We start from the raw sequence: 24259 nt of genomic DNA on the forward strand, positions 1-24259 counted from the left end.
GTGTTCGGCTTTGCAAACAAAAAAAACGTCACCGGATTTTTTGCTGGTTATCATTACGCTATTGCTTTTAACAATTGGACTGATTATGGTATACAGCGCCAGTGCAGTATGGGCGACTTACAAATACGACGACTCCTTTTTCTTTGCGAAACGGCAGCTTTTATTTGCCGGCATCGGAGTCATCGCCATGTTTTTCATCATGAATGTCGACTACTGGACGTGGAGAACTTATGCGAAAATACTGATCATAGTATGTTTCTTTCTGCTCATCATCGTCCTTGTTCCCGGAATCGGCATGGAACGGAACGGGTCGAGGAGCTGGATCGGAGTCGGCGCTTTCAGCATTCAGCCGTCCGAGTTTATGAAGCTCGCGATGATCGCATTTTTGGCCAAGTTTTTATCTGAAAAGCAAAAGAATATTACATCGTTTAGAAAAGGCTTTGTGCCGGCGCTGGGTATTGTCTTTTCAGCTTTTTTGATCATCATGATGCAGCCTGACCTTGGAACAGGAACCGTAATGGTCGGCACATGCATCATTATGATCTTCGTCGCGGGTGCGAGAATTTCACACTTCGTTTTTCTCGGTCTTCTGGGTCTGAGCGGCTTTGTCGGCCTTGTGCTGTCGGCGCCGTACCGGATCAAAAGGATCACTTCATACTTGAACCCTTGGGAGGACCCTTTGGGGAGCGGCTTTCAAATCATTCAGTCTCTTTATGCGGTGGGGCCCGGCGGGCTGTTCGGCCTCGGCCTCGGCCAGAGCAGGCAAAAGTTTTTTTATCTGCCTGAGCCGCAGACAGATTTTATTTTCGCGATTTTATCAGAGGAGCTCGGCTTTATCGGCGGATCGCTGATTCTTTTGCTCTTCAGCGTTCTATTATGGAGAGGCATCAGAATCGCGCTCGGTGCGCCCGATTTATACGGCAGTTTTGTCGCCGTCGGCGTCATTTCGATGATAGCGATTCAGGTTATGATCAATATTGGCGTCGTGACCGGCCTGATTCCTGTTACAGGCATCACGCTTCCGTTTTTAAGTTATGGCGGTTCATCACTGACCTTGATGCTTATGGCGGTCGGCGTGCTGCTGAATGTCAGCAGGTATTCTAGATACTAGATTTTGGCGATAACCCTGTTGCGAGATAGCAGGGTTATCGGCGTGTACATAAGGAATAAGGGGGAGAACAGATGCGGATTGTTGTTAGCGGAGGCGGAACGGGCGGCCATATTTACCCCGCCCTTGCGTTTATTAAAGAAGTGAAACGGCATCAAGAAGATGTTGAGTTTTTATATATCGGAACCGAAAAAGGCCTGGAGAAAAATATCGTCGAGCGGGAAGGGATCCCTTTCAAGGCGATTGAAATTACGGGTTTTAAAAGAAAGCTGTCATTTGAAAACGTCAAAACCGTCATGCGCTTTTTAAAGGGTGTAAAAGAATGCAAAAAAGAATTAAAACGGTTTAAGCCCGACGCGGTGATCGGCACGGGCGGCTACGTGTGCGGACCCGTGGTATACGCCGCTTCAAAACTGGGGATTCCGACGATTATCCACGAACAAAACAGCCTTCCCGGACTCACCAATAAGTTTTTATCCAAATATGTTGATAAGGTAGCCATTTGTTTTGATGAAGCGAAACCGCATTTTCCTGCAGAAAAAGTTGTTTTTACAGGAAACCCGAGGGCGTCTGAAGTCGTCTCTATAAAAGGGGGTCGTTCTCTGACCGCTTTGGGCCTTTCAGAAGGCAAAAAAACGGTCCTTATTTTCGGAGGCAGCCGCGGTGCCACTCCGATCAATGAAGCGGTTATCGCGATGCAAAACGAATTTAAAAAGCGGGATTACCAGGTTCTTTATGTCACAGGGGAAGTTCACTATGATAAAGTAACAGCTGCGCTTAAAAAAGAAGACCCCGCTCCGAATATGGTCGTTCAGCCATTTCTCCATCAAATGCCCGAGTACTTAAAAGAGTTCGAAGTCGTCGTGGCACGTGCGGGAGCAACGACAATAGCGGAAATCACCGCGCTCGGCATTCCAAGCGTATTGATTCCGAGTCCGTACGTTACGGCCAACCACCAGGAAGTGAACGCACGCTCACTAGGAGAGCAGAACGCCGCTGTCGTTTTAAAAGAATCAGAGCTTAATGGAGACCGCTTAATTCAGGCGATCGATCATATTTTACAAGACGAAAAAACGCTGCAAGAGATGAAGAGCCGCGCGAAGTCGCTTGGCGTACCGGACGCGGCCGAACGCTTGTACAATGTGCTGAAAGAACTGAAACATCATGCAAAATGATAAGACAGAAGGATTTTGGAGGTTTTCGATGGATAAGGTGATACAAGAATTAAAAGAACTTGAAGTCGGCAAAGTTCTGGAAAACGAGCCGCTCAGCAACCATACTACGATTAAAATCGGAGGACCGGCTGATGTGCTGGTGGTTCCGAAAAACATTCAAGCTGTCAAAGATACGATGAAGGTGATCAAGAAGCACGGCGTCAAGTGGACGGCCATCGGCAGAGGCTCGAATCTTCTTGTCCTTGATGAAGGGATAAGAGGCGTTGTCATCAAGCTCGGACAGGGGCTTGACCATATGGAAATCGACGGCGAGCAAGTAACGGTCGGCGGCGGCTACTCTGTCGTAAGGCTTGCGACAGGCATCAGCAAAAAAGGGCTTTCCGGCCTTGAGTTTGCCGCGGGCATTCCGGGTTCGGTCGGCGGAGCGGTTTACATGAATGCCGGAGCCCACGGTTCTGATATCAGCAGGGTATTGGTGAAAGCATTGATCCTGTTTGAAGACGGAACGATCGATTGGCTGACGAATGAAGAGATGGCGTTCAGCTACCGCACGTCCATCCTGCAAAACGAGCGGCCGGGCATATGTCTTGAAGCCGTTCTCCAGCTGGAGCAAAAAGAACGCGATGAGATCGTTGCGCAGATGCAGAAAAACAAAGACTACCGAAAAGAAACGCAGCCTGTGTCCAACCCTTGCGCAGGCAGCATCTTCAGAAACCCGCTGCCTGAACATGCGGGCCGGCTAGTAGAAGAGGCTGGTTTGAAAGGCCATCAGATCGGCGGGGCAAAGGTTTCAGAGATGCACGGCAATTTCATCGTCAACGCAGGCGGCGCAACAGCGCAAGACGTCCTGGATTTGATTGCATTCATTCAAAAAACGATTAAAGAAAAATACGATATCGACATGCACACTGAGGTCGAAATTATCGGAGAAAAACGGTAAACGGCCTCTCTACTTCAGATCGCCTTATGATATAATGTATGAAACAAACAAGCAAACGGCATCCTAGTATGTCGTTTGTTTCGCTAAATGGAAGCTTTTTAGCTTGCCCCGTGCTTTCATATGTCGAAAAGCGCGTCATTTTTCCGAACAAAAATAAGCAAATAAAAGTCTTTTTGTCTGCTTTATTAACCTGAGGTGAGCCTACGTGAAACCCGGTATTGATAAAGAAAAAGTAGTGAATATAGAAGAACGGATTCCCAAAATCAAAGAACAGCGAAAGCAAAAGGCAAACCGCCGGCTGATCACCTTTATTCTGCTCTTTTTCACGATGATGCTGATTATCATTTACCTGCAGACGCCGATCAGCAAAGTTTCGACGGTAGAGATCAAAGGAAACAAAAACGTTTCAAAAGACCAGATCATTTCCCTGTCTTCGATCCATAAAGGACAGACGGAATTCTGGAGTCTGAGCAAGCAAAAAGCCGCAGAAAAGATCGAGCAGAATAAATTGATCAAAAAAGCCGAAATCTCTAAACAGCTGCCCAACAAAATCGCCATCTCCATCGAAGAGTATAAAAGCATTGCGTTTTTGCAAAAACACAATGTGTACTACTCCGTGCTTGAAAACGGCACGGTGCTTCCTGAAGAGGTGACGCCGACTGACATCGGACCGACCCTTAATAACTGGGAGGAAGACGAAAAGCTCGTTCAAATGGCAAAACAGCTGAACAAGCTTTCCGATTCCGTGAAAAAATCGATTTCCGAGATTAACTATACGCCTCAAAAATCAAATCCTTGGCTGATCAGACTGTATATGAACGACGGCTATATCGTGACGGCTTCGCTGAAAACGTTCGGACAGAAAATGAACAGCTATCCGGCGATCGTAAAAGAGCTGCCGAAAGGGGAAAAAGGCATTATCCATATGGAAGTTGCGACTTATTTTGAACCTCTGAAAAAAACGGATGAAAGCAAAAAGGGAGACGGAAATTGAAGAGGCACACAGTCAATCTTTCACTCGCCATGCTTGTCCTCGGATTCCTGCTGTCTTTCTCCTATCAATTCGCCAGGGAAAACAAAGACCATGAAGAAACAGCTGAAAATTGGAAAGAGGAGTATTCCTTGCGCGACCGGCTGATTTCCCAGGAAAAGCAAAATAAGAAGCTGGAACAGGAGCTTTACAAAAAACAGCAGGAAGTACAGAAAACAGAGACGGCTTTGAAAAAGGAAAAAAAAGAGTATTACAATATTGTTGAAGATGTTGAAAGGTACAGAATGTTCGTCGGGGAAATCGGCGTTCAGGGCGAAGGAATCAAGGTGACGCTGAAAGACGCTTCTTACATACCGGAAGGTGAGAATGTCAACAACTATATCGTCCATGAAAGCCACATATTCCGCCTGCTCAATGAGCTGTGGATTTCCGGGGCGGCCGCGGTGTCGATCAACGGACAGCGTGTGACACATCATTCTTACATATCGTGCAACGGTCCTGTCATCACGGTTGACGGCAACCAGTATCCCGCGCCGTTTGTCATTTCGGCCATCGGGGATCCGGATGTGCTGATGCCGGCGCTGAACATTGCAGGAGGACTTGTGGACCAGCTGAGCCGCGATCATATTTCAGTCAGCATCGAAAAACAAGACCAAATCGAGATGGAGCCCCTTTTAAAGCAGGGGGAATGAACGTTGAAAAGTTGGTGGGCGGACGTTGAAGAAAAATAATCGTTTCATCAGTTTGAGCATCCTGATGCTCATTTTCGGAATTATGCTGTCCGTGCAGTTTAATTCGCTGAAAGCGCCGAAAGTCCGCGATACGAGGGACATTTGGGACCTCAGGGAGGATCTGAAGAAAGAACAGAAAAAACAGCTTGAGCTGATCAGCGAAATTGACAAATATGAAAAAATGCTGAACACATACAGTCATCAAGAAGAAACCTCGCGGACAAAAGCGTTGAATGAAACGCTTCAAAACTTAAAAAAACAGGCCGGCTTCACAGATGTTACAGGGAACGGAATCATCATCACCATTTCTCAGCTTTTCTCGGAAGAACTCACGGGAGAATCCTTTCAAAATCCGCCGCCAGACCTTCTGAAAAAGCTGATTAATGAACTGAATATGTATGAAGCGGAAGAAATATCGATCAATGACAGAAGGGTTGTCAACACGACGGTGATCAGGGATATCAACGGAACAACCAAAATCGACGGATATCCTTTGGACAACTATCCGATAACGGTAAAAGTCATCGGCAAAAACGCCGATAAACTATATAGCCGAATGAATGCTTCATCCCTGCAGGATCTGTTCGCGGGAGAAAATCTGGATTTGCAAATCAAAAGGCCTGAAAAACAAATCAAAATCAAAGCTTACGAAGGTTCAATGCAAGTTGCGCCATTGAAACCGCTCGAGAAATCAAAAGGAGAGAATTCCTAATGTGGCTTCCGGTTTTAGGGCTTTTGCTCGGAATTACAATCGGGTTCAGCACGAACTTCACCATTCCGGATGAATACTCAAATTATTTGTCCCTGGCGATTCTTGCATCCCTTGATACTTTGATCGGGGGAATAAGGGCCCATTTGGAAAGTGTATACGATGAACTAGTTTTTGTGACGGGCTTTTTCTTCAATATCATTCTCGCCATAAGTTTGGCTTTTCTGGGCGTTCATCTTGGTGTAGACTTGTATTTAGTCGGTATGTTTGCATTTGGCGTGAGGCTTTTTCAAAACATCGCGGTCATCAGAAGAATACTGCTCGCCAAATGGACGGCCTCGAGGAGAAAAAATTAAAAAAAATCGGATTTAAAAGAGGATATACATAGGATATCACGAATATTCACAGTAATCCTAAAACTAAAAACGAAGCGTATTGGTTTGTATTGATTGTTACACACTTGTAAAACCAGATTCATTGTATTGTTGTTCGGCAAATAATAGAATAGAATTGACTGAAATGTGAGGAGGTGCCATAGAATGAACAACAATGAACTTTACGTCAGTCTAGACATCGGTACGTCCAATATTAAAGTGATCGTCGGTGAAATGTCAGACGATTCTCTTAACATTATCGGAGTCGGAAATGTTCCCTCAGAGGGGCTGAAAAAAGGATCAATCGTTGATATAGATGAAACGGTTCATTCTATAAAAAAAGCGTTTGAACAAGCAGAAAGAATGATAGGTTTTCCGCTGACCCACGCGATCGTCGGGGTTAATGGGAACTACATCCATATTCAAGATACGAACGGTGTTGTGGCTGTCTCAAGCGAGAATAAAGAGATCCACGTTGAAGACGTGCGCCGGGTGATGGAGGCCGCTCAAGTCGTTTCCATCCCGCCTGAACAGCTGATCGTCGATGTGATTCCGAGACAGTTTATCGTTGACGGCAGAGGCGATATTACAGATCCGAAAAAGATGCTCGGCGTCCGCCTTGAAGTGGAAGGATCGCTGATCACGGGCTCTAAAACGATCTTACATAACCTGCTGCGCTGTGTGGAAAGAGCGGGAATTGAAATAACGGATATTTGCCTTCAGCCGCTGGCTGCCGGATCTGTCGCTTTATCAAAGGACGAAAAAAACCTCGGAGTGGCTTTAATCGACATCGGGGGAGGATCGACAACGGTTGCCGTATTTGAGGACGGACATCTTCTTGCGACCCGCGTCATACCCCTGGGAGGAGAAAACATCACCAAGGATATTTCAATCGGATTGCGCACTTCCACAGACGAAGCTGAGCGGGTGAAGAAGCAGTTTGGACATGCTTTCTATGAAGAAGCGTCGGAAGAGGAAACATTTGAAGTCGCCGTGATCGGGACAGACCAAAAGCAGACCTTTTCTCAGCGGGAAGTGGCAGACATTATAGAAGCCAGGCTCGAAGAAATCTTTTTATTCGTGGCAGAGGAACTGCGGAACATGGGAATAAAAGAATTGCCGGGAGGGTTTGTGCTTACAGGGGGACAGGCTGGAATGCCGGGTGTCCTCAGCCTCGCACAGGATGTTCTTCAAAATAACGTCAGAGTGGCTAGCCCGAATTATATCGGTGTAAGAGAACCTCAATACATGACAGGAGTCGGCCTCATCCAATTCGCTTACCGCAACGCAAAAATCCAAGGCAGAAAAGTAGGGTTTAAGATGCCGGAACAAGCGGTTCAGGAAGTCGCGGCAACACATCAAAAAGAAGTGCAGCAGCGACCGAAGCCAAAATCCAAGCAGCACGCTCAAGCTGAGAAAAAGCCGAGCAAAATGAAGAAAATATTTAACTTCTTTTGGGAATAGAGATTAGTCATTCGACGGATTAGGAGGATTTAGCATGTTAGAGTTTGAAACAAATATAGACGGCTTAGCATCGATTAAAGTAATAGGAGTAGGTGGCGGCGGTAACAATGCCGTCAATCGGATGATCGAAAATGACGTTCAGGGAGTCGAGTTTATCGCAGTCAACACGGATGCCCAGGCTCTCAACCTGTCAAAAGCGGAAACGAAAATGCAGATTGGTGCGAAGCTGACACGCGGGCTCGGCGCCGGAGCCAATCCGGAAGTCGGCAAAAAAGCCGCAGAGGAAAGCAAAGAACAAATTGAAGAAGCGCTGAAAGGTGCAGACATGGTGTTCGTCACAGCCGGAATGGGCGGCGGAACAGGAACGGGCGCGGCACCTGTCATCGCACAAATCGCAAAAGATCTGGGCGCATTGACTGTCGGCGTTGTCACAAGGCCGTTTACCTTTGAAGGAAGAAAAAGACAGCTTCAGGCGGCAGGCGGTATTTCAGCAATGAAGGAAGCCGTCGACACCCTGATCGTCATTCCGAATGACCGTCTTCTTGAAATCGTCGATAAAAACACACCGATGCTTGAAGCGTTCCGCGAAGCGGACAACGTTCTCCGCCAAGGTGTTCAGGGCATTTCAGACTTGATCGCAACACCTGGACTGATCAACCTTGACTTTGCCGACGTCAAAACAATCATGTCCAACAAAGGTTCTGCACTGATGGGTATCGGTGTAGCGACAGGTGAGAACCGCGCTGCAGAAGCCGCTAAAAAAGCTGTTTCCAGCCCGTTGCTTGAAACGGCGATTGACGGTGCCCAAGGCGTGCTGATGAACATTACAGGCGGAGCCAACTTAAGCCTTTACGAAGTTCAGGAAGCAGCGGACATTGTGGCGGCTGCATCTGACCAGGACGTCAACATGATCTTCGGATCTGTCATCAATGAAAACTTGAAAGACGAAATCGTCGTTACGGTCATCGCGACCGGCTTTATCGAACAGGATCAAGATGTATCTAAGCCGCAGAGACCTTTAAACCAAGGCTTAAAACAGCATCATCAGCCTGCTCCGAAACGGGAGCCGAAGCGCGAGGAGCCAAGCATGCCGCATCGCAGCCAATCACAGCCTGCCGAGGATACGCTTGACATCCCGACTTTCTTAAGAAACCGCAATAAACGCTAAAACGTCTATAATACATTGGAAAGCTGCCGACAAGAAGTCGGCGGCTTTTTTTATGCGCTGGAACGGATTCTCCCCTCCAAAAGCATCAATTGTCATTCTGATCGAAGCGCCTCCCTCAAAAGCCTTGCATCTAACCTCTCTCTTTTCTCCCGGATGCACGGATTTTCCTTTCAGCTTGTCATCTGGCCGAACTATGAACAGTGAACAAGTCATATGTAAAAAGAACGAATTTACAAACCGACAAAGGAAAAATGACAAAATACGACAATGTCTATAAGTCTTTTCTTTTACCATTATTAATAGTTTCTGTTTCTAGACAAAGAAACGCAAGAAACGACTATATTTGCTATTGCTTAAAGGAGGATGTCATGTGAAGAAAAAGCCATTATTCAGCACATTCATGTGCGCTGCACTCATCGGTTCACTTCTCGCTCCGGCTGCTGTGCAGGCTGAAACAGGCACGACAGCGAAGGCCAAGGAACAAAACAAAATATCAAGCGCTCTTTACAAACGTTTTGAGAAAGAAGATAAAGTGACTTTTTTAATCAAAATGAAAAACCAGGCGAATCTTCAGCAAGCGGCGACAGCGGCTGAAAACCGGGCGAAAGCAAGCGTGATGACCGTGAAAAAAGTAAAAGAAATCAAACGTTCAGCCGTGCTGACGTCCCTGCGTACAAAAGCTGAGAGAACGCAAAAAGACTTAAAATCGTTTTTAGAAAAAGAAGAGAAAAAAGGAACAGCAAAGCAAGTGGAATCTTTTTATATTGTAAATGGCATTGCCGTGACAGCGACAAAGGATGTTATGGAAAAAGCGGCTTCATTTCCGGAGGTTGAAAAAGTGCTGCCAAATCAAAAAATTAAGCTCGGCAACACTGAAAAACCCACGGTAGAATCGAAAACGTCTGCGGATCGTTCCCCCGCTTCCAACATTCAGCAGGTTCATGCGCCTGATGTCTGGAAAAAGCGCTATAAAGGCAAAGGAGCCGTTGTCGCTTCGATTGACACCGGCGTTGAGTGGGATCATCCGGCGTTGAAGACAAAGTACAGGGGCTACAACCCTTCTAAACCGAACAGTCCAGACAATGAGTTCAACTGGTTTGATGCGACAAGCAATAAGAAAACGCCATATGACGACTTGGGCCACGGCACACATGTGACAGGCACGATGGTCGGCTCAGAAGCCGGCGGCAAAAACCAGATCGGTGTCGCACCGACTGCGAAATGGATCGCTGTCAAAGCCTTTTCAGAGGACGGCGGAGACGAAAAATCCCTTTTGGCTGCAGGAGAATGGATTTTGGCTCCGAAAGATGCGAAAGGAAAAGGGCACCCCGAAAAGGCTCCCGATGTCGTCAACAATTCTTGGGCGGGTGAACGCGGACTCAATGAATGGTATTTGGATATTGTCAAAGCTTGGCGGTCAGCTGATATCTTTCCTGCATTCGCAGCAGGTAATGTCAGCGAATTGGAACCGGGCGGACCGGGTTCAGTTGAGAATCCGTCCAACTATCCGCAATCTTTCGCGATAGGCGCAGTTGACAGCGCAAACGCGTTAGCCGATTTTTCATTGCAAGGACCATCGCCATATGACGAAATCAAGCCCGATATTTCGGCACCGGGCGTCAGCATCCGCTCTGCTTATCCGGGACACAAGTATGCTGCGATGAGCGGAACATCGATGGCGACCCCGCATGTATCAGGGATCGTCGCTTTAATGAGGGAAGCCAATCCGGACCTCACAGTCGATGAAATCGAGCGCATCCTGCTGAATACGGCGACGCCTCTGACTGACAAAACGTTTAAAAAATCGCCGAACAACGGCTACGGATACGGCTTGGTCAACGCTTTAAAAGCTTTTGACGCGGCTAAAAAAACAAAATGATAAAAAAGGACAAAACCGCTTTAACGGTTTTGTCCTTTTTTATCTAATTTTAAACATGACCTTGACAAATACCGACAAAAAAATTAACCAGTTTTTACTATATTTAAGTTACATCAAGGTCAGACAAGGCATCCACAAGGAGAGGAGGACGGACAAGTCCAGCCAATTTCATCAAAAAGGGGGATGTTCATTTGAAAAGAAAGCTGAGAAAAAAGGCGTTTTCCACCATTTTAAGCGGTTTGTTAATCGGCTCGCTGTTCATGCCCGCTGTTTCAGATGCCGCGGCAAAGCCTGCGCTCACTTCGATGAAAGAACAAGCAGCTGCAGGGAAGGGAAAAATTTCGAAATCTCTTGTCAAACAGTTCAAAAAAGAAGATCAAGTCACATTCTTGATCAAACTGAAAGATCAAGTCGATACTCCAAAGGTGGCCAAGCAGGCGGAAAAGAATGCGAAGAAAAAGTCGCTGAGCGCGGCTAAAACAGAATATCAAAAGCGCTCGGCTGTCGTCTCCGCTTTAAGAGTCAAAGCGGATGAGACGCAAAGCGATTTGAAACGTTATTTGAAAAAGCAGGAAAAACAAGGGAAAGTAAAAAAAATCCGCTCCTATTATATTGTCAACGGGATGGCCGTCCATGCGACGAAAGAGGTCATGGAACAAGTAGCGGCTTTTCCGGAAGTAGAGAAAGTGCTCCCGAACGAAACAAGGCAGCTGATCAAGCCGGCTAAACAGTCTGTGAAAAAATCGGCAGCTAAGGATGAAAAAGAAATCGAATGGAATATCAATCGAGTCGACGCGCCAAAAGCCTGGAAATTGGGATATGACGGAACGGGCACGGTTGTCGCGTCAATTGATACGGGCGTGCAATGGGATCATCCGGCATTGAAAGAAAAATACCGCGGATATGACCCGCAGCATCCCGATCAGCCTGATCACGAATTCAGCTGGTATGATGCGGTTTCTGGCGCTTCTGAACCTTTTGACGACCTGGAGCACGGCACGCATGTAACCGGGACGATGGTCGGATCAGAGCCTGACGGCCAAAACCAAATCGGTGTGGCGCCGGGTGCAAAGTGGATTGCCGTGAAAGCTTTTTCGGATGACGGCGGAACGGACGAAGACCTCCTTGCAGCGGGGGAATGGATTTTGGCGCCGAAAGATAAAGATGGCAACCCGCACCCTGAAATGGCTCCGGATGTTGTCAATAACTCGTGGTCAGGGGGAGCCGGGATTGATGAGTTTTACAGGGATATCGTAAAAGCGTGGCGAGCTGCCGGCATCTTCCCTGAGTTCTCTGCGGGGAACGCTGATTTCACCAATCCGGGAGGACCTGCTTCGATTGCCAATCCGGCAAACTACCCCGAAGCGTTCGCGACCGGTGCGACAGACATCGATAATCGCTTAGCCGATTTTTCACTTCAAGGTCCTTCCCCGTATGATGAGACCAAGCCTGAAGTAACAGCACCTGGGGTCAACATTCGCTCTTCTGTCCCTGGAAGCGGCTATCAAGACGGCTGGGACGGCACTTCAATGGCAGGACCGCATGTCGCAGCCGCGGCCGCACTTATCAAGCAGGCCGATTCGTCGATCACCGTTGATGGGATCGAAAAGATTTTGATGGAAACCGCAACACCGCTCACAGACAGCAAATTTACCGAATCGCCGAACAACGGATACGGCCACGGGCTCGTGAACGTGTTTGACGCGGTGTCCGCCGTCACAGAAGGGTTGGGCAAAGCGGAAGGACAAGTCGGAAAAGAAGGCGAAGACAAAAATCCGCCGGTCTTAAACCATCAAGAGATCAAGGAAATTTACTCAGGCTCAGAAACGCCTCTTTCAGTTGATGTGGAAGACGATGTCAGCATCATATCGGTCAAATTAAGCTATAAAACCGATGATTCCGATTGGGTGACGATCGCTGCCAAACAAACTTCCGGCGACTATAAAAAAGGAACGTACGAGGCGGCCGTATCCGTTTCTGAAGGGAAAACGCTTTCCTACAAATGGATTGTCACCGATTTCGGAGGAAACAAAACGGAATCCAAAGTGTACGAAATCCCGATTTCTCCGGCTGTGACCACAGGGTATAAACAAGATTTCGAGAATGCTGCCAACGGCTGGATCACATCAGGTGTGAAGAATTCATGGGAACGCGGTATTCCTCAGTCAGGCCCGAATGCCGCAGCATCGGGAAAAAACGTATTCGCAACAAATCTGACAGGGCCGTATCAAAGTTCGGCCAATATGAATCTTCTTATGCCTCCTGTCAGCGTTCCAAAAAATCAAAAACTTTATCTCACATACAAATATTGGCACGATATTGAAGAGGACTTCGATTACGGTTTCGTTTACGTACAGCCTGAAGGGAAAGATGAATGGATCCCGGCTGCTGAGTACAGCGGCAGGACGTCAGAATGGAAAGACGGACAGATCGATTTGTCGGAATACGGGGGACAGACGATTAAGATCATGTTCAACCTACAATCTGACGACAGCATTGAAGGTGACGGGCTTTATATCGATGATGTAGCGCTTGTGAAGGAAGTGAAGAGCGCAGGCACGAAAAAACGACTGGGCGTTGAAAAACAGCCGGCTAAAATGAAGGATAAGAAAACGAAGAAACAAACGATTGATCCGAAAAAAGCAAAACCGGCAGAAACCGTTCAAGAACATTCTGAGACGAAAAAAGCAGCTCCTGCAGTTCTTCCGGTGCGGGCTCAGGTCAGCGTGATGGAGACGGGCAAATCGACATATTCCAACCAAGCAACAGGCGCATACAGTTTGGCTCATGCACCTGGAACGTATATGCTGAAAGCGGAAGCGTACGGTTATGAATCAAATGCGCAAACCGTAAAAATCGAGGCCGACAAGACGACGACGGCAGACTTTGTCTTAAAGGAACTGAAGAAAGGGACGCTCACCGGAACGATAAAAAACAAAAAAACGGGCGAACCCGTCCGACATGCAAAGCTGTATATCGTTGAAGATGCATCCATAAAACCGGTTCAGACGGACGGCGACGGAAGTTATTCATTAACGGCCTATGAAGGCTCGTATACGGTAAAGGTCTCTGCAAACGGATATTACAGCAGCGAGTTTTCCGTTGATTTAAAAGGAGATGTCTCGAAAGATATCGAGCTCGATCCTTTCATCGGCTATCCTGGGGAAATCGGCTATGATGACGGAACCGGGGAAAACGCCTGGGCTTTCTATGAATCCGGCAACGGGCTGGCCGTCAAAATGACGCTCGAAAACGGGCAGGAAAAAGCTATGCTGAAAGGCGGCTTGTTCAAATTCTGGGATACAGAATTCCCGGATCCGGGCGGAACTGATTTTGCAGTCGAGGTCTACGATGCGTCGGGTGAAAAAGGCTCTCCGGGCAAAAAACTCGCCGGCCCGTTCAAAGCTGAAGCGCTCCGCACAGGTGAATGGACGACCGTAGATTTGGGCGATGAAGGCATCTTCGTCGGAAAAGACTTTTACCTCGTGTACGTCCAGACAGAGGACCTGGCCAACTCACCTGGACTTGCTACAGATGAAGACGGGGAATATTCAGGCCGCAACTGGCAGTATACGGACGGCTCATGGTCGAAAGCGCCATCAGACCAAGGCAACTTCATGATCCGCGCTTTGGTCGACTATGAATTGGCGATGCCTGTGATTACGTCGCCTAAAGACGGATTCATTACCAACAAAAAGAATGTTGTCATCGAAGGGACATCGTCTCCGAACACGACCGTTCAGCTCTTTAACGGAGATGAAGAAGCCGGAACGGCGAAAACGGCGGGAGACGGCACTTTCTCAAAAGAGATTCCGCTGAATAAAGGTGAAAATGTGATCACCGCCAAATCGTCATCGGCTTCCGGAACGACGGATGCTTCAGACCCGGTCCGGATCGTCCTTGACCAGAAAAAGCCGAAGCTTACGATTGACACGCCGAAAAGCGGATCAAAACTCAATAAAGAGACTGTCACTGTGAAAGGAACAGTATCAGACGACCACTTAGAATCTGTTCATGTAAACGGCAAAAAAGCGGCTGTTGACAATGGCGAGTATTCTGCAAGGATTATGCTTGACAACGGCCAAAATGAAATCAAAGTAACGGCAGCGGATGCGGCAGGCAACAAAACGACCAAAAAAGTCACGGTGGATGTCAACTTTGAAGCGCCGCAAATCACCGGCTTGAAACCGGCTGAAGACCTCGAGCTCAAAACGGGAGAAACCGTGAAAATCGAGTTTGAAAGCGCCGCTGATTTGGATGCTGTCTTTGTGATCAGAATGCCGCTTACCAATTTCAAAACAGCTGCCCAAAACGTAACAGAGCTGCCGATCAGAGAAGTCTCAAAAGGCAAGTATGAAGGATATTGGACCGCGACTTCAACCGCAAAAGCAAAAGGAGCGGAAATCGAGGTCATCGTCCGGGATGATTACGGCAATGAAACGAGACAAACGGCAAAAGGCAAACTGTACATCAATGAAAAGCTGAAATAAAGGTGAAAAGACGCTGTCTTTAATGGCAGCGTTTTTTTTTCGTTTTATGATCGACAAATTCAGTACGAAAACTTCAAAAAATGTACGATTTGCGCAACATTAATTGACAGACTTTACCTTTGGGCTTGATTTATACTTAGGAAAACAAACAATATGGTCACCGAGCCCAAAGAAAGGGGAAGGATGTGGAAATCTATTTAGATGCGATATGGCTGTTAAACTTTTGTTTTGACTTGCTGCTTTTAATGATGACCGCATTTATTTTAAAGCGAAGGGTTAAAAAGCGGAGGCTGATCTTAGGGGCGTTTGTCGCGTCAAGCATCGTTCTGTTTATGTTTACACCTTTTTCGCCGTACGTCCTTCATCCTGCAGGCAAACTGTCGTTTTCGGTTGTGATCGTTCTTGTGACATTTGGTTTTAAGCGGTTCCGGTTTTTTTTGCAAAATTTGTTTTCTTTTTATTTTGCCACTTTTTTAATGGGAGGAGGGATTATTGGAGCGCATTCTTTACTTGAAACGGATTCGATCATGGAAAACGGCGTCTTTATGACGAATTGGTCCGGTTTTGGAGACCCGGTCAGCTGGCTGTTTGTCGGTGCAGGTTTTCCGGCTGTATGGCTGTTTTCAAAAAAGCGTTTTGAAGATGCTGAAGCGAAGAAAATTCAATATGAAGAACGCGTCCGCCTAGAGACCGGCATTGATGAACATACGCTTCATTTCACCGGATTGATTGACTCCGGAAACCAACTCTACGACCCGATCACAAAAACGCCCGTCATGATCGTCAATATTGAAAAATTGAAAAGTGTATTGGGAGAAGAAGCGAGTGTGATCATCAAGGAAATGAGCCCGCTTGATGCCGTCGGCAAACTTGATGAAACACTCCCGTATATCGGGCGGATCCGCCTGATTCCCTACCGCGGGGTCGGCCATCAGCATCAGTTTCTGCTCTGCCTAAAGCCGGATCATGTGCTCATTTTTTCGGAAAGGGAGGTGATTGAAGCGCCGAAATGCATGATTGGCATCAGCACCTCACCGCTTTCCGCGGACGGCGAATTTGACGCCATCGTCCATCCGAAAATGCTCGCCGGAAACCCGGTCAAACACGTTTCTTAAACTCGAAGTCTGTTACATTATCATACTCCTGAAGACGTTTATTTAGAAGGGGGAGGAAGATGAAAAAACTAAAATTAAGGTTAACCTATCTGTGGTACAAACTTTTAATGAAACTGGGGCTGAAAAGCGACGAAATTTATTATATCGGTGGAAGCGAAGCGCTGCCCCCGCCATTGTCAAAAGATGAAGAGCAGGTGCTTCTCCATAAGCTGCCTGACGGTGATCAGGCGGCACGGGCGATTTTGATTGAACGAAATCTCAGGCTGGTCGTCTACATCGCGAGAAAATTTGAAAATACCGGCATCAATATCGAGGATTTAATCTCCATCGGCACGATCGGCCTTATCAAAGCGGTGAATACCTTTAATCCCGAGAAAAAAATCAAACTGGCTACATATGCTTCCAGATGTATTGAAAATGAAATTTTGATGTATTTAAGAAGAAACAATAAAATTCGCTCAGAGGTATCATTCGATGAACCGTTGAACATCGATTGGGACGGAAATGAACTTCTTCTCTCAGATGTGCTCGGAACAGAAAACGATATTATTACAAAAGATATCGAAGCAAACGTTGATAAGAAGCTGCTGAAAAAAGCGCTTGAACAGCTCAATGACAGAGAAAAACAGATCATGGAGCTCCGCTTCGGGCTTGTCGGAGGAGAAGAAAAAACGCAAAAAGACGTTGCCGATATGCTCGGCATCTCCCAGTCATATATTTCCCGGCTTGAAAAAAGAATTATTAAAAGGCTGCGAAAAGAATTCAACAAAATGGTTTAATTTTTTTATGAAATTTGAAGTGTTGACAGCCAAGGGTTTTCGACTTGATCTTCTTATTTTTGGAAATTAACGATGCATATTTTTCCCACCCGAGGAGATACTGAACTTTGTACAGCAGCTCCTGTAGGGAGGGAAAAAAGTGTCGAGAAATAAAGTTGAAATCTGCGGGGTTGATACATCAAAACTGCCCGTACTGAAGAACGAAGAGATGAGAAAGTTGTTCAAGCAAATGCAGGATGAAGGAGACACGACAGCAAGAGAAAAGCTTGTTAACGGTAATTTGCGCCTTGTCTTAAGCGTCATTCAAAGGTTTAACAACAGAGGAGAGTATGTTGATGACTTATTCCAAGTCGGCTGCATCGGACTAATGAAATCAATTGATAATTTTGATCTGAGCCACAATGTTAAGTTTTCAACATATGCTGTACCAATGATCATCGGAGAAATCCGCAGATATTTGCGCGATAACAACCCGATCCGCGTCTCACGGTCACTCAGGGATATCGCGTACAAGGCGCTGCAAGTGAGAGAACGGCTGATCAGTGAGACAAGCAGGGAGCCGACGGCTCAGGAGATCGCGAAAGAGCTTGAAGTGTCCCATGAAGAAATCGTTTTTGCGCTTGACGCTATTCAAGATCCCGTATCTTTGTTTGAGCCGATTTACAATGACGGAGGAGATCCGATTTATGTCATGGATCAAATCAGCGATGAGCGCAACAAGGATTCGCAATGGATCGAAGAGCTCGCCTTAAAAGAAGGCATGAGACGGCTGAATGAACGGGAAAAAATGATCCTCAGAAAACGCTTCTTCCAAGGCAAGACGCAAATGGAAGTCGCTGATGAGATCGGAATCTCCCAAGCCCAGGTCTCAAGGCTGGAAAAAGCCGCCATTAAACAAATGAATAAGAACATTCACTAAAGCCGCAGTCAATCTGCGGCTTTTCACATGCTAAAAATGGAAAATCTCTCATTCACTTTGTTATATAAATAAGCTATAATAAAAGAATTATATTTTAATTTATCAGAATATTTACATAAAAGGAGGACTTCAAATGGTTTTGCAGCTTGAGAATGCTTCACTAAAACGAAACGGAGAGTGGATATTAAAGGATATTGATTGGACGGTGGAAAAGGGGGAGCACTGGGCGCTATACGGATTGAACGGGGCCGGCAAAACCGCTCTGTTGAACATGCTGTGCGCTTATTATTTTCCGACAACAGGAAAAGTCACCGTGTTAGGGCGCGAATTTGGAAAAACGGAGCTGAACGAAAAGCTTCGCCAAAAAATCGGCCTTGTGTCAGCGGCCCTGCAGCAGAAGCTGTATCCTGAAGACAGTGCATTTGAAATTGTCTTAAGCGGCGCTTTCGCTTCGATCGGCCTTTATGAATCGCCTTCACAGTCTGTCAGGGAGAAAGCGATCGCCCTCCTGGAGGAATTCGGCTCCATCCGTTATGCGGACAGGAGATATGAAACGCTCTCTCAGGGAGAAAAACAAAAGGTGCTGATCTCAAGGGCCTTGATGGCCGATCCAGAGCTGCTCATTCTCGACGAGCCTGTAACCGGTCTTGATTTCATCGCGAGGGAGCAGGTGCTGGAGACGGTTGAACAAATTGCCAAAAAAGACAGTGCACCGTCCATGCTTTATGTTACTCACCATGCGGAAGAAATTCTCCCCGCTTTCAGCCAAACGCTGCTGTTGAAAAAAGGTGAAGTGTTTGCCTTGGGGAAGACAAGAGAGATGATGTCCGGCGAGGTTTTGTCCGAATTTTTCGATATGCCCGTCCAGGCGGTATGGACGGACGGCAGACCGTATTTGTCCAAGAAAAAGCCTCTAAACCTCAGCATTTAAAACGGCTGGTTCTTTGGCAGCCTCCTTGTTTGGAGGCTCTTTTTCAGCTTTCATCCTCTTAAAAAAGCTGGTAAGATAATAGAGAACGTCATGTTAAAGAGGGGTTCATCATTATGATCATTCAATTCATTCGCTACAGATAATGAAAGGTATAGACAAACGCTTAAACCATCCACACCTTCGTCTTTAAAAAATGCCGAAGGTGCGGGTTTATTTGTCTATGCCTTTTTCATTGATCTAAATGTGAATGAATGAGGTGTAACAATGATGAATAAAAAATTAAAAAGAGCATCGCTCATGAAAAGGCATGAAACGATGTTTCAGTGCCCGATATGCGCAACGAATATGGCGGTCACCGATTTAAAAAGCCTGATCTGTAAAAACGGACATACGTTTGATATCGCAAGAGGGGGATATGTCAATGTCACAACGCATGCTCCTTCTGTTAAATATGATAAAGAATTATTTGAAGCGAGAAGAATGTTAGCCGCCCGCGGCTTTTTTGAACCGCTTAGCGGCGCTTTGACAGATCGTCTCGAACAAGCAGGCCTCCCGTTTTGCAACTTTGTCAGCATCCTCGATGCCGGCTGCGGGGAAGGTTCGCATTTGGCGCGGATCGTTGAAAAGCTTCAAATGCGTTCCGGATCGCCTGTCCTTGGCGTCGGGCTTGATTTGGCGAAAGCCGGGATTGTGTCTGCGACTAAGCAAGAAAGAGAGGCGATCTGGTGTGTCGCCGATCTGGCTGCCGCGCCGTTTCGGAATCGTTCATTCGACGCGATCCTCAATATATTGTCGCCTTCTAATTACGCGGAATTCGAGCGGCTGTTATCTGATGACGGCATCGTTTTGAAAGTGATTCCGAAAAGCGGCTATCTGAAAGAACTGCGGGGGTTTTTGTATGCCGGCTTGGACAAACAAGCCTATACGAGCGAGGATGCGGCTGAGCGGTTCTCGTCTCATTTCGATCTGATCGACAGAACGGAGATCGCCTACAGCAAACGTTTAGACCAAAGCCTTCTCGCGCCGCTCATCAAGATGACGCCATTATCATGGCGCGCAGAAAAGGAGCGGATCAAAGCCTTTTTAAAGAAAGAATCCGCTGTTACGACCGTCCATCTCGACATTTTAGCCGGCAGGAAAAAAACGAAATAAACCACTGAAAAGGCAGTCTAAATAAAGGACTGCCTTTCATATAATCTTAAAAGGACATTTGATCAGAGGAGGCGTGCGGTGGACATGATGAACATTTCTGATTTCCAGATAAAAGATGTCGTTAACGTATCAAACGGGAAAAAGCTCGGCAGCATCGGCGATATCGATATTAATGTAACGACAGGCAAAATACAGGCGATTGTCATCGGAGGAACGGGGAAAGTTTTCGGATTTTTCGGAAAAGAAGAGGAAATCGTCATTCCGTGGCGAAATATTGTTAAAATTGGAGAAGATGTGATTCTTGTGCGTTTAAGCTGATCAAGCATATGAGATGATGCCTGATCAATCGGCGGGCCCTTATCCGCCTGCTTTTTTCAACATTATTGTGTACGGTGAGACCGTCTGCAAAAACGGCGATAAATGTTGCAAACAATACATTTCGTTTAGTTTTTTGAAACGAAACTAAACGAATGCATCAAGATGTGTTAAAATAGGAGCGATATGATGAAAGACTACGATGTTTGTCGAAAGGCTGATCACCATGAATACATATAACCCCTTTCGTCTTGATGCTCCGTCAATGCTTTTGATTGAGGAATGGAATCAGACGGCGGAAACCGGCGGAGCCGTCACAGCCGGATTTACGACAAAAAACGGCGGAGAAAGCGAACCGCCTTTTCACTCACTGAATACAGGGCTGCACGTTCAGGATCATGAACAGCATGTCATCAATAACAGAAAACAGATTGCCGACATCTTAAAAACCGATCTGCACGACTGGGTATTTGCCGATCAGACGCATGAAGACCGGATTCAAAAAGTGACGGATAGCGATCGCGCCAGCGGCGCTTTCCGATACGATACGGCGCTGAAGGCTACGGACGGACTTTATACAGACAGGCCAAACCTGTTTTTGGCGCTTTGCTTTGCCGACTGCGTTCCCGTTTATTTTTACGATCCGGTCCGCTCGCTGGCCGGAATCGCTCACGCGGGCTGGAAAGGCACCGCGCTCGGGATCGCAGCCAGCATGGTTGACACGTGGGTCAGCCGGGAAGGATCAAATCCCGCAGACATCCACGCCGTGATCGGGCCTGCGATCGGCTCGTGCTGCTACACTGTCGACGATCATGTAATAGACAAAATCAGGAATCTTCCTCTTCAGCAAGAAGACAAAGCCTTTTTGACGATAAAAGAAGGGGAGTACCGTCTCGAATTAAAAGAAGTGAACAGGCAGCTGCTTGTACACGCCGGAATTCCAAACGGCCAGATCAAGGTGAGTTCCCTTTGTACGAGCTGCGAGCATTCACTGTTTTTCTCCCATCGGAGAGACCGGGGAAAAACCGGACGGATGATGTCCTTCATCGGATTAAAGGAGGTATAGCTTACAGGTGGATGTGAAAAGCAATTTACGACATATAAATGACAGGATCAACGAAGCGTGTATCAAAGCGGGAAGAACGCCCGACGAAATATCCGTCATCGCTGTCACGAAATATGTTTCCCCGGAACGGGCGCAGGCAGCGCTTGATGCAGGAATCAGACATTTGGGAGAAAACCGCGATACCGGACTGCTTCACAAGCTCGACGCTCTGAAAGACAGCGAACCGGTATGGCATTTTATCGGAACCCTGCAGACGAGAAAGGTAAAAGCAATCATCGATCATGTCTCATATATCCATTCTTTAGACAGGCTTTCATTGGCCGACGAGATTCAGAAGAGGGCAAAAAAACCGATTGACTGTTTTGTTCAGGTCAACACATCTCTTGAATCTTCAAAACACGGCATGGCAAAAGAAGAGGTTCTTTCTTTTGTAAAAAAACTGTCTGCATATGAAAACATCCGGATTGCGGGATTAATGACGATGGCTCCTTTTACGGATGACGAGACGGCAATCAGAAGCTGTTTTCGCTTGCTGAGAGAGCTGCGCGACGAGGTTCGCGGGCTCGGTCAATGGAACGCCCCGTGCAGCGAGCTTTCGATGGGGATGTCTAACGACTATACGATCGCAGTCGAGGAAGGCGCGACATTCGTCAGAATCGGATCTTCCTTAGTCGGAAATGAAACTGGAGGTGGACAATCATGAGTTTGAAAAACAAATTTAAAAACTTTTTTTCCTTGGATGATGAGGAATACGAATACGAGTACATTGAAACAGACAGGGAGGAAATCCCTGAAGAGCATGAATCGAAAGACAGAACCGCCTACCAGTCTAAAGCGGCTGGGAAGCAGAATGTCGTAAGTTTGCAAAGCGTTCAGAAATCTTCTAAAGTAGTGTTAAGTGAGCCTCGGGTGTACGCGGAAGCCCAGGAAATCGCAGACCATATCAAAAACCGGCGCGCCGTCGTCGTGAACCTGCAGCGCATTCAGCACGATCAGGCGAAAAGAATCGTTGATTTCTTGAGCGGAACTGTATATGCTCTCGGCGGCGATATTCAGCGGATCGGAGCGGACATCTTTTTATGCACGCCTGAAAACGTCGATGTCTCCGGCACGATTTCCGAGCTCATAGAAGAAGAACATCAGAGGTGGTAAATCGCAGATGATCCTACTTTATCAAATTTTAAGCACGCTTATAACCGTCTATTCGTTTGCGCTCATTATTTACATTTTTATGTCTTGGGTGCCTAATGCAAGGGAGTCTTCATTCGGCCGGGTGCTTGCTTCACTTTGCGAGCCTTATCTCGAACCGTTCAGAAGGATTATTCCTCCGCTCGGGATGATTGATATTTCTCCGCTCGTGGCGATTTTCATCCTGCGGTTCGCAGATGCAGGGCTTCTTGCGGTTTTCAGAATGCTCGGCGCTTTTTAAAGACATTATGCCGATCTCCCGTAAGACTTACCGCAGGCAGCGGCGCCGTGGTTCTGGAGCGTGCCTTCAATCTTTGCGGGCCGAGTATCGGGCTTGGCTGTAGGCCAGGCCTCTTTACATAGAAAGGAAAGACAATGAGCGATATTTACCAGCATTTCAGAAAAGACGAAGAGCCGTTTATCGACCAGGCTCTTGAGTGGAAAAGAATCGTGGCGGAACAGTACCGGATGAAGCTGACCGATTTTTTGGACCCGCGGGAACAGGTGATCCTGCAATCTGTCATCGGTCAGTCGGACGAAGTGAGGCTTGAATTTTTCGGGGGCTTCCCTGAGGCCGAACGAAAGAGGGCTTTACTATTCCCTGAATATGCCGAGCCGTCTGCCGAAGATTTTCAGCTTCAGGGCTGGGAAGTCATCTATCCGCAAAAATTCGCCTCCATCGAGCATCGCGAGCTTCTCGGCTCATTGATGGGCATCGGATTGAGGCGTCAAAAGTTCGGCGACCTCATCTTTTCGGACGGGACATGGCAGTTTATCTGTTCGGAAGAAGTCGCTGATTTTGTTTTCACCCAGCTGACACAAATCGGCAAGGTGAAAGTTTCCCTTGAAAAAATTCCGCTTTCTAAGCTTAAAGTACCGGAGCAGGATGTCGAAATAAGGGATGATACGGTTTCATCTTTGAGGCTTGATGCGATTTGCTCGGCAATGAGCAGGCAATCCCGGCAAAAAGCACAGGTTCTCGTGAAAAATGGCCTCGTGAAAGTGAACTGGAAAGTCATTGAAGACCCTTCATATGCACTGGCGGAAGGGGATATGGTTTCGATCCGGGGGGTTGGCCGGTTCAGGATGAAAAACATTGACGGCAAAACGAAGAAGGGCAAATGGAGATTGACGTTTGAAAAACAAAAATGACGCGTTTTAACAGTTTTTTCTCCGCCCGGTCGAATTTTGCTTTATAATGTTGACTAGGACAAATGTACATAAAGAAAAATAATGGAGGTGGGCAGCATGCCTTTGACGCCAAATGACATTCATAATAAAACATTTACAAAAGCGTTCCGCGGCTATGACGAAGATGAAGTGAACGAGTTCCTGGCCCAGGTGAGAAAGGATTATGAGATCATTCTGCGCAAAAAAAATGAGCTTGAATCAAAGGTGAACGAGCTTGACGAGCGTCTCGGCCATTTTTCGACGATCGAAGAGACGTTGAATAAATCGATCCTTGTCGCACAGGAAGCAGCAGAAGACGTAAAGCGCAATTCCGAGAAAGAAGCGAAGCTCATCATTCGTGAAGCTGAGAAAAACGCTGACCGGATCATTAATGAGTCTCTTTCAAAATCGAGAAAGATCGCGATGGAAATCGAAGAGCTGAAAAAGCAGTCAAAAGTGTTCAGAACCCGTTTCCAAATGTTGATCGAAGCGCAGCTTGACCTGTTGAAAAACGACGACTGGGATCATTTGCTTGAATACGAAGTAGACGCCGTCATGGATGAAAAAGAATAGAATTTCATTTGCGTTCTTGACA

At 46.9% G+C, this 24259-nt stretch carries 23 protein-coding genes; all 23 read left to right on the forward strand.

Annotated features, from left to right (window positions below; translation table 11 throughout):
- Positions 1-10: 10 nt before the first annotated feature.
- Entirely contained in the window at positions 11-1111 is a 1101-nt protein-coding gene (gene spoVE / locus CP943_RS08815; protein ID WP_020451301.1) for a stage V sporulation protein E, read from the forward strand.
- 71 nt (positions 1112-1182) lie between these two features.
- Positions 1183-2283: an undecaprenyldiphospho-muramoylpentapeptide beta-N-acetylglucosaminyltransferase gene (gene murG / locus CP943_RS08820; RefSeq protein WP_105980925.1), complete on the forward strand. Its 1101-nt coding sequence runs from the start codon at positions 1183-1185 to the stop codon at positions 2281-2283.
- A 28-nt stretch (positions 2284-2311) separates the two neighbouring features.
- Positions 2312-3223 (forward strand): UDP-N-acetylmuramate dehydrogenase, encoded by a 912-nt coding sequence (murB, locus tag CP943_RS08825; RefSeq protein ID WP_023857251.1) that lies wholly within the window; start codon positions 2312-2314, stop codon positions 3221-3223.
- A gap of 205 nt (positions 3224-3428) precedes the next feature.
- On the forward strand, positions 3429-4217 hold the full coding sequence (locus tag CP943_RS08830; protein ID WP_020451304.1) for a cell division protein FtsQ/DivIB: 789 nt from the start codon (positions 3429-3431) through the stop codon (positions 4215-4217).
- A 29-nt stretch (positions 4218-4246) separates the two neighbouring features.
- Entirely contained in the window at positions 4247-4906 is a 660-nt protein-coding gene (locus CP943_RS08835) for a DUF881 domain-containing protein (RefSeq protein WP_371268716.1), read from the forward strand.
- 25 nt (positions 4907-4931) lie between these two features.
- Positions 4932-5657 (forward strand): DUF881 domain-containing protein, encoded by a 726-nt coding sequence (locus CP943_RS08840; RefSeq protein WP_026579758.1) that lies wholly within the window; start codon positions 4932-4934, stop codon positions 5655-5657.
- A complete protein-coding gene (locus CP943_RS08845; RefSeq protein WP_003181559.1) occupies positions 5657-6010 on the forward strand; it encodes a small basic family protein in 354 nt (117 codons plus the stop codon). Before CP943_RS08840 ends, CP943_RS08845 begins: the two co-directional genes overlap by 1 nt.
- Positions 6011-6193: 183 nt before the next feature.
- Positions 6194-7492, forward strand: a complete 1299-nt coding sequence (ftsA, locus tag CP943_RS08850; RefSeq protein ID WP_020451307.1) for a cell division protein FtsA — start codon at positions 6194-6196, stop codon at positions 7490-7492.
- Positions 7493-7526: 34 nt separating this feature from the next.
- Positions 7527-8660: a cell division protein FtsZ gene (gene ftsZ, locus CP943_RS08855; protein ID WP_105980926.1), complete on the forward strand. Its 1134-nt coding sequence runs from the start codon at positions 7527-7529 to the stop codon at positions 8658-8660.
- Between the two features lie 370 nt (positions 8661-9030).
- Entirely contained in the window at positions 9031-10539 is a 1509-nt protein-coding gene (locus CP943_RS08860; protein ID WP_020451310.1) for a S8 family serine peptidase, read from the forward strand.
- Between the two features lie 191 nt (positions 10540-10730).
- Positions 10731-15029, forward strand: a complete 4299-nt coding sequence (locus tag CP943_RS08865; protein WP_105980927.1) for a S8 family peptidase — start codon at positions 10731-10733, stop codon at positions 15027-15029.
- 185 nt (positions 15030-15214) lie between these two features.
- Entirely contained in the window at positions 15215-16144 is a 930-nt protein-coding gene (gene spoIIGA / locus CP943_RS08870; protein ID WP_023857248.1) for a sigma-E processing peptidase SpoIIGA, read from the forward strand.
- Between the two features lie 59 nt (positions 16145-16203).
- Positions 16204-16923, forward strand: coding sequence for an RNA polymerase sporulation sigma factor SigE (sigE, locus tag CP943_RS08875; protein WP_003181573.1), 720 nt, complete (start codon positions 16204-16206; stop codon positions 16921-16923).
- A 139-nt stretch (positions 16924-17062) separates the two neighbouring features.
- Positions 17063-17842, forward strand: a complete 780-nt coding sequence (sigG, locus tag CP943_RS08880) for an RNA polymerase sporulation sigma factor SigG (protein WP_003181576.1) — start codon at positions 17063-17065, stop codon at positions 17840-17842.
- 133 nt (positions 17843-17975) lie between these two features.
- Complete coding sequence (locus tag CP943_RS08885) at positions 17976-18773, forward strand: ABC transporter ATP-binding protein (protein WP_020451313.1); 798 nt, start codon at positions 17976-17978, stop codon at positions 18771-18773.
- Positions 18774-19037: 264 nt separating this feature from the next.
- A complete protein-coding gene (locus CP943_RS08890) occupies positions 19038-19925 on the forward strand; it encodes a putative RNA methyltransferase (RefSeq protein ID WP_103749018.1) in 888 nt (295 codons plus the stop codon).
- Between the two features lie 84 nt (positions 19926-20009).
- The gene (locus tag CP943_RS08895) at positions 20010-20243 is read left to right on the forward strand and encodes a YlmC/YmxH family sporulation protein (protein ID WP_011197962.1); all 234 of its coding nucleotides are present in this window, start codon (positions 20010-20012) and stop codon (positions 20241-20243) included.
- 223 nt (positions 20244-20466) lie between these two features.
- A complete protein-coding gene (gene pgeF, locus CP943_RS08900) occupies positions 20467-21306 on the forward strand; it encodes a peptidoglycan editing factor PgeF (protein ID WP_223254791.1) in 840 nt (279 codons plus the stop codon).
- A gap of 7 nt (positions 21307-21313) precedes the next feature.
- A complete protein-coding gene (locus CP943_RS08905) occupies positions 21314-22009 on the forward strand; it encodes a YggS family pyridoxal phosphate-dependent enzyme (protein ID WP_020451316.1) in 696 nt (231 codons plus the stop codon).
- Complete coding sequence (gene sepF, locus CP943_RS08910) at positions 22006-22458, forward strand: cell division protein SepF (RefSeq protein WP_003181594.1); 453 nt, start codon at positions 22006-22008, stop codon at positions 22456-22458. Before CP943_RS08905 ends, sepF begins: the two co-directional genes overlap by 4 nt.
- Positions 22459-22468: 10 nt before the next feature.
- Entirely contained in the window at positions 22469-22735 is a 267-nt protein-coding gene (locus tag CP943_RS08915; protein ID WP_025811370.1) for a YggT family protein, read from the forward strand.
- A 134-nt stretch (positions 22736-22869) separates the two neighbouring features.
- The gene (locus CP943_RS08920) at positions 22870-23646 is read left to right on the forward strand and encodes a YlmH family RNA-binding protein (protein WP_026579753.1); all 777 of its coding nucleotides are present in this window, start codon (positions 22870-22872) and stop codon (positions 23644-23646) included.
- A 96-nt stretch (positions 23647-23742) separates the two neighbouring features.
- Positions 23743-24237: a DivIVA domain-containing protein gene (locus CP943_RS08925; RefSeq protein WP_020451319.1), complete on the forward strand. Its 495-nt coding sequence runs from the start codon at positions 23743-23745 to the stop codon at positions 24235-24237.
- Positions 24238-24259: the final 22 nt, after the last annotated feature.

The sequence above is a fragment of the Bacillus paralicheniformis genome, from assembly GCF_002993925.1.
Taxonomy (GTDB): Bacteria; Bacillota; Bacilli; order Bacillales; family Bacillaceae; genus Bacillus; species Bacillus paralicheniformis.

What these genes read in the sequence shown, in the direction of transcription:
- murG (WP_105980925.1), top strand. Translation starts at nt 1,183, where the DNA reads ATGCGGATTGTTGTTAGCGGAGGCGGAACGGGCGGCCATATTTACCCC.
- murB (WP_023857251.1), top strand. Translation starts at nt 2,312, where the DNA reads ATGGATAAGGTGATACAAGAATTAAAAGAACTTGAAGTCGGCAAAGTT.
- CP943_RS08835 (WP_371268716.1), top strand. Translation starts at nt 4,247, where the DNA reads ATGCTTGTCCTCGGATTCCTGCTGTCTTTCTCCTATCAATTCGCCAGG.
- CP943_RS08845 (WP_003181559.1), top strand. Translation starts at nt 5,657, where the DNA reads ATGTGGCTTCCGGTTTTAGGGCTTTTGCTCGGAATTACAATCGGGTTC.
- ftsA (WP_020451307.1), top strand. Translation starts at nt 6,194, where the DNA reads ATGAACAACAATGAACTTTACGTCAGTCTAGACATCGGTACGTCCAAT.
- ftsZ (WP_105980926.1), top strand. Translation starts at nt 7,527, where the DNA reads ATGTTAGAGTTTGAAACAAATATAGACGGCTTAGCATCGATTAAAGTA.
- sigE (WP_003181573.1), top strand. Translation starts at nt 16,204, where the DNA reads ATGAAAAAACTAAAATTAAGGTTAACCTATCTGTGGTACAAACTTTTA.
- CP943_RS08885 (WP_020451313.1), top strand. Translation starts at nt 17,976, where the DNA reads ATGGTTTTGCAGCTTGAGAATGCTTCACTAAAACGAAACGGAGAGTGG.
- CP943_RS08890 (WP_103749018.1), top strand. Translation starts at nt 19,038, where the DNA reads ATGATGAATAAAAAATTAAAAAGAGCATCGCTCATGAAAAGGCATGAA.
- CP943_RS08895 (WP_011197962.1), top strand. Translation starts at nt 20,010, where the DNA reads ATGATGAACATTTCTGATTTCCAGATAAAAGATGTCGTTAACGTATCA.
- pgeF (WP_223254791.1), top strand. Translation starts at nt 20,467, where the DNA reads ATGAATACATATAACCCCTTTCGTCTTGATGCTCCGTCAATGCTTTTG.
- sepF (WP_003181594.1), top strand. Translation starts at nt 22,006, where the DNA reads ATGAGTTTGAAAAACAAATTTAAAAACTTTTTTTCCTTGGATGATGAG.
- CP943_RS08920 (WP_026579753.1), top strand. Translation starts at nt 22,870, where the DNA reads ATGAGCGATATTTACCAGCATTTCAGAAAAGACGAAGAGCCGTTTATC.
- CP943_RS08925 (WP_020451319.1), top strand. Translation starts at nt 23,743, where the DNA reads ATGCCTTTGACGCCAAATGACATTCATAATAAAACATTTACAAAAGCG.